The 4,991-nt window shown below is 64.2% G+C and carries 6 protein-coding genes and 1 pseudogene; 3 read left to right on the top strand and 4 right to left on the bottom strand.

Annotation, left to right across the window (positions count from 1 at the left end; translation table 11 throughout):
- Positions 1 to 378: pseudogene (locus ACXJL8_RS33900) on the top strand (hypothetical protein); the annotation flags it as partial.
- 18 nt (positions 379 to 396) lie between these two features.
- On the opposite strand, the gene ACXJL8_RS33895 reads toward ACXJL8_RS33900, so the two are convergent.
- Positions 397 to 1,890 carry an FAD-linked oxidase C-terminal domain-containing protein gene (locus ACXJL8_RS33895; protein WP_456617506.1) on the bottom strand — a complete coding sequence of 498 codons (1,494 nt, stop codon included), beginning with the start codon at positions 1,888 to 1,890 and terminating at the stop codon, positions 397 to 399.
- Between the two features lie 257 nt (positions 1,891 to 2,147).
- Between ACXJL8_RS33895 and cycA the strand changes: the two genes are divergently transcribed.
- Entirely contained in the window at positions 2,148 to 2,543 is a 396-nt protein-coding gene (gene cycA, locus ACXJL8_RS33890; protein ID WP_456617505.1) for a cytochrome c-550 CycA, read from the top strand.
- Between the two features lie 18 nt (positions 2,544 to 2,561).
- Here the strand turns inward: cycA and ACXJL8_RS33885 are convergent, their stop codons facing one another.
- A complete protein-coding gene (locus ACXJL8_RS33885) occupies positions 2,562 to 3,518 on the bottom strand; it encodes an alpha/beta fold hydrolase (RefSeq protein ID WP_456617504.1) in 957 nt (318 codons plus the stop codon).
- Positions 3,519 to 3,848: 330 nt separating this feature from the next.
- Here ACXJL8_RS33885 and ACXJL8_RS33880 point away from each other — a divergent pair, with 330 nt between their 5' ends.
- Positions 3,849 to 4,031 carry a hypothetical protein gene (locus tag ACXJL8_RS33880; protein ID WP_456617503.1) on the top strand — a complete coding sequence of 61 codons (183 nt, stop codon included), beginning with the start codon at positions 3,849 to 3,851 and terminating at the stop codon, positions 4,029 to 4,031.
- Positions 4,032 to 4,033: 2 nt separating this feature from the next.
- Here the strand turns inward: ACXJL8_RS33880 and ACXJL8_RS33875 are convergent, their stop codons facing one another.
- Complete coding sequence (locus tag ACXJL8_RS33875; RefSeq protein WP_456617502.1) at positions 4,034 to 4,294, bottom strand: hypothetical protein; 261 nt, start codon at positions 4,292 to 4,294, stop codon at positions 4,034 to 4,036.
- Positions 4,295 to 4,495: 201 nt separating this feature from the next.
- On the bottom strand, positions 4,496 to 4,991 hold a 496-nt coding region (locus tag ACXJL8_RS33870; RefSeq protein WP_456686359.1), incomplete at its 5' end, for a tetratricopeptide repeat protein.

The following is a 4,991-nucleotide window of genomic DNA, read 5'->3' as shown; positions in this document are numbered from 1 at the left end:
GTGCTGTCTCGCGTGCACTTCGACGCGTGGAGCAGGCTCTATCTCGACAGCGATCCGGAAAGCCGCACCCGCAATCCGGCCAGCGTCAAGGTCCCCATGGGTCCGGCCAGCGACATCGGCAAGGCCTGGCGCGGCCAGCTCGCCTATGACCCGGCGAAGATCCGCTCTCCGGTCGCCATCATCCGCGGCGAATGGGACAGCTTGCTGCCGGATGCGGACGCACAATGGCTGTTCCACAGCTTCAGCGGATCACCCAGCAGGCGCGACATCAAGATCGGTCGCGGCACGCATTTGCTGCACTTCGAGGTCATGAGGTCGGCGCTCTGGCGCGAGAGCATCAACTTCCTGCTCCACGATGATATCGCGCAGCCCCTCTGAGCCCGGCCAGGGCAGGCCTCAAAACCGCGGAATGTCCGGAAACGCCAGCTTGCCGGCGTGGACATGCATGCGGCCGAGCTCGGCGCAGCGGTGCAGGGTCGGAAACACTTTTCCGGGATTGAGCAGGCCCTGCGCATCGAAGGCGCATTTCAGCCGCTGCTGCTGGTTGAGGTCTACTTCCGAAAACATCTCCGGCATCAGGTCGCGCTTCTCGATGCCGACGCCGTGCTCGCCGGTGAGCACGCCGCCGAACTCGACGCAGGCGCGCAGGATGTCGGCGCCGAACGCCTCCGCACGCTCGATCTCGCCGGGCTTGTTGGCATCGTAGAGGATCAGCGGATGCAGATTGCCGTCGCCGGCGTGGAACACGTTGGCACAGCCGAGTTGGTATTTTTCGCCGAGCTCGCGGATGCGCGCGAGCGCCTTCGGTAGCGCGCCGCGCGGGATGGTGCCGTCCATGCAGAGATAGTCCGGCGAGATGCGGCCGACGGCCGGGAACGCCGCCTTGCGGCCGGCCCAGAACAGGTTGCGTTCGGCCTCCGAGGTCGAGATCTGGCAGGTGGTGGAGCCGCAGCCATTGGCGATCGTCTCGACGCGCGTGATCAGCTCGTCGACCTCGATCTTGGGACCGTCGAGCTCAATGATGAGCAGCGCCTCGACATCGAGCGGATAGCCGGCATGGACGAAGGCTTCCGCGGCATGGATCGCCGGCTTGTCCATCATCTCCATGCCGCCGGGAATGATGCCGGCGCCGATGATGCGCGCCACGCATTCGCCGGCGGCCTCGACCTCTGCGAAGCCGACCATCAGCGCGCGCGCCGTCTCCGGCTTCTGCAGGATGCGCACCGTGATCTCGGTGATGACGCCGAGCAGGCCTTCGGAGCCGGTGATGACGCCCATCAGATCGTAGCCGGAATTTTCCGCCGACTTGCCGCCGATGCGCAGGATCTCGCCGCTCATCAGTACGATCTCGCAGCCGAGCACGTTGTTGGTGGTCATGCCGTATTTCAGGCAGTGCACGCCGCCGGAATTTTCCGCGACATTGCCGCCGATCGAGCAGGCGATCTGCGACGACGGATCGGGCGCATAGTAGAAGCCGGCATGCGCGACCGCCTGGCTGATCGCGAGATTGGTGACGCCGGGTTCGGTGACGACGGCGCGGTTGTCGAAATCGATCTCGCGGATGCGCTTGAACTTGCCGAGCCCCAAGAGCACGCCGTCCTCGAGCGGCAGCGCGCCGCCGGACAGCGAGGTGCCGGAGCCGCGCGGCACCACCTTGATGCCGTGGGCGGCACAATATTTCAGGACCAGCGAGACCTGCTCGGTCGTATCGGGCAGCACCACGACCATCGGCGGCTGTCGATAGGCCGTGAGCCCGTCGGATTCATAGGCCCGCATCTCGGCGGCGCTGTCGATCACGCCTTCGCCGGGCACGATTGCGCGCAATGCAGCCACGATCTCGGCGCGGCGCGCGAGCACCGCTTGGTCGGCTGCGGGCATCATGATGGCCATTGGATGTTCCTTCCGGCTCCGCGCCGCACGATCGATTTATCACGACAAATCAACCACGTCAGCGGTGGTTTGGGTAGGCCATCCGAAAGTCGGAACGGCAATTGCGGACCAAGTTCGCTCTGGGACAAGTCGGAAATCGTGAAACCTGTCATGGTTTCGTGGCTTGTCCAAGCCGAGCGGGCCATGCCAAAACCGGCAAGGCCCGACGATCGCCGACCAGACATGAGACCCACCAGGGAAGAGACGAAGAGCACCCGATGAAAAAACTGACTTTTGGCGCACTGATGACCCTCACCGTGACTGCCACTGCATCCGCCGCGATGGCGCAGGATGTCGCGGCCGGCAAATCGTCGTTCAACAAATGCCTGGCCTGCCACGCAATCGGCGAAGGCGCCAAGAACAAGGTCGGCCCCGAACTCAACGGCCTCGACGGACGCAAGTCGGGCACCGCGCCGGACTACAATTACTCGGACGCGAACAAGAATTCCGGCATCACCTGGAACGAGGCCGTGTTCAAGGAATACATCAAGGACCCCAAGGCCAAGATCCCCGGCACCAAGATGGCATTCGCCGGCGTCAAGAACGAGACCGAGATCAACAATCTCTGGGCCTACGTCTCGCAGTTCGACAAGGACGGGAAAACCAAGCAGTAAGCGCGTGAGAGGCGGCCGCTAATCGGCGGCCGCCTGCACCGGGACGATCTCGCCGATCATCGTCTCGATTTCCGTCTTCACGAGATCCGGAACCGCGTTCTGCACCATGTGGCCGAGATCGGGCAGCACGATCAGCTTTGCATTCGGCACCATCGCCGCGAACGGGCGGGCGTGGATATTGGTCGACACGGTCTTGTCGGGCTCGCCGGCGATGATCACGACCGGCGCCTGGATCTCGCCGTAGCGCGGGGCTTGCGCGGCCACCGCCTCCTTCAGTGTCACCAGATCATAGGCATTGGCGATGAACTCGCGCGGGCGCAGGAGCAGCGGCGTCGCGGAGTCCTTGACGAAACCGTCCGGCATGAGCTGCGGCAGGAAGACGTTGCGCGCACCCGCCTCGGCAACGAAATACCCCAGCGGCAGCGTGACGGTGTAGGCGAGCAGCGGGCCGATCACCGGCATTGCGATGATCTCGTTGTAGCGGCCGACGCCGCCGCGCCAGGGATGCGTGACCGGCGCCAGCATGACGAGGCCGGCGACCCGGTTCGGATGATCGAGCGCCAGCCGCGCGCCAAGCGCCCCGCTCCAGGAATGCACGACGACGATCGCGCGCGCGATGCCGAGCTTGCCAAGCGCCTCATCGATCATCCGCGCCTGGATCTGCGGCGTCGAATCCTGCCGCCGCGCCCGCGTGCTCCAGCCATGGCCGGGACGATCGATCAGGATGACGCGATGGTTGTTGGCGAGGAGGTCGCCGAGCGGACGGCGCATTGCCTCGAGATTCGAGCTTGCGCCGTGCAGCATCACGATCGGCGGACCTGGCTCGCGCGGGCCGATATCGACGACGTGAAGGGTCGCGCCGTCGACCTCGATCATCCGGCCCTGCGGTGGAAAGGCGCGCTGCACGGCGACGACGCCGGCCTGCGTGACCAGCGCCAGCAGAACCAGCGCCGTCACGACTGACATCACGATCATGGAGAGAATCCGGGCGTTCCAGGGCACATGGCAGTTACGGGTTATGGCACGCGGCAGTTTCGGCCACCCGGCCCCGGCGCCTCCACCGAAAAAGCCGGGGCTGTGGATATGTGCATAATCTCAATCCGAAAAAATGCAATAAAATCAACGATATTATCTGCGGCGCGCAAGCTCCGGACCAGCTTCATGCAGTCGTCATCGCAGTTTCCATATAATCGCCACGGTCGGTTCCGCCATCTAGGCGCGGGTGGGCGCCGATCCTCCTCGCAGTCCAAGGGAATGCGGGAAAGACCGGCAGGATTTGTCCTGGTTTGAACCGGAGGATTTTCGATGAGTTTCCGATCGAACGACACTGCGATCGACGAGATCGTCGCAAGCTGCAACGGCGACCTGCGCGGTGCCGTGCGGGCGCTGCTCCTGATCAATGAGCATCTCGAGACCGAGCTTGCAAAACTCTATGCGGCCGCCGCCGATCAAGGCCTCGCCGAGCGCGGCGGCAGCGTCCTGCATTAAGCCTAGTTCGTGTCGTCCTGGTTCTTGTCGTCGTCGGGACCGATCGCGGGACAGGCACGGATGGTCGAGCGGGCAAGCTTGGCATCGGCCATGGATGTGTAGGGCCCGTCGCCGAACCAGATGTTCCCTATGATCACGGGATTGCTGGTCACGATGTCGCATTTGCCGGTGGCGCGGTTGCCGACCACCCAGAACAGACCGTCGGCGAGACTTGCCGTCCCCGACGCCAGCAGCAATGCAGCTGCAAAGATCGAACGCTTCATGGCTTTGCTCCTGCCATGCAGGTAGGCCTCCGGCCGTTCCGGCAATACCCCTCACAGCGCAAGGCATGCGATCGTGGTTAATCCGCGCGCGCCGCAATCGCTCAAGAAATGATCGAGTTATCCCTTATTGTTTGAGCACGATCTTTGCGGAACGCCGCGGCGCAGTTTGCGCTACGCGGCCCTTCGGGTCCGGATCGTGCTCTAGATGTCGCGGCCTTCGACCTTCTCGGTCAGGGACTTGACCTGGTCGGGGATCTTGTCGAGGTGCGGATTGACGGCGAGCGCCCTGCGGTAGGCCTCGAGCGCGCGCTTCTCGTCTCCGACTTCCTGCATGATCATGCCGAGGCCCGCGAGCGCGCCGAAATGGCGGGGTTMCCGGATCAGCACTTGCTGGATGTCGGCCAGCGAGCGGCCATAGTCGTTCTGCATGTAGTACAGCGTGGCGCGGCGGTTCCAGGCCTCGATGTAGTCGGGCCTGAGCTTGATGACCGAATCCAGCAGCTTGATCGCGACGTCGATCTTCTGTGCATCGACCGCGGTCTTGGCCCGCGACATCAACAGCGAGGCGGTGTCGCTCGGGGTCTGGATCCAGATCGCCCAGATCCGCGCCTCGACATGCTTGGCGCTGGCCTCGTCGGGCGCGGCCTTCAGTGCACCGAACAGGAAGTCCAGGTTCTTGCTGCGGTCGACCTTGGGC

Source organism: Bradyrhizobium sp. P5_C11_2 (genome assembly GCF_054049755.1).
The sequence above is the reverse complement of the archived record's forward strand: the minus strand, read 5'-3'. Positions and strand labels throughout refer to the sequence as shown.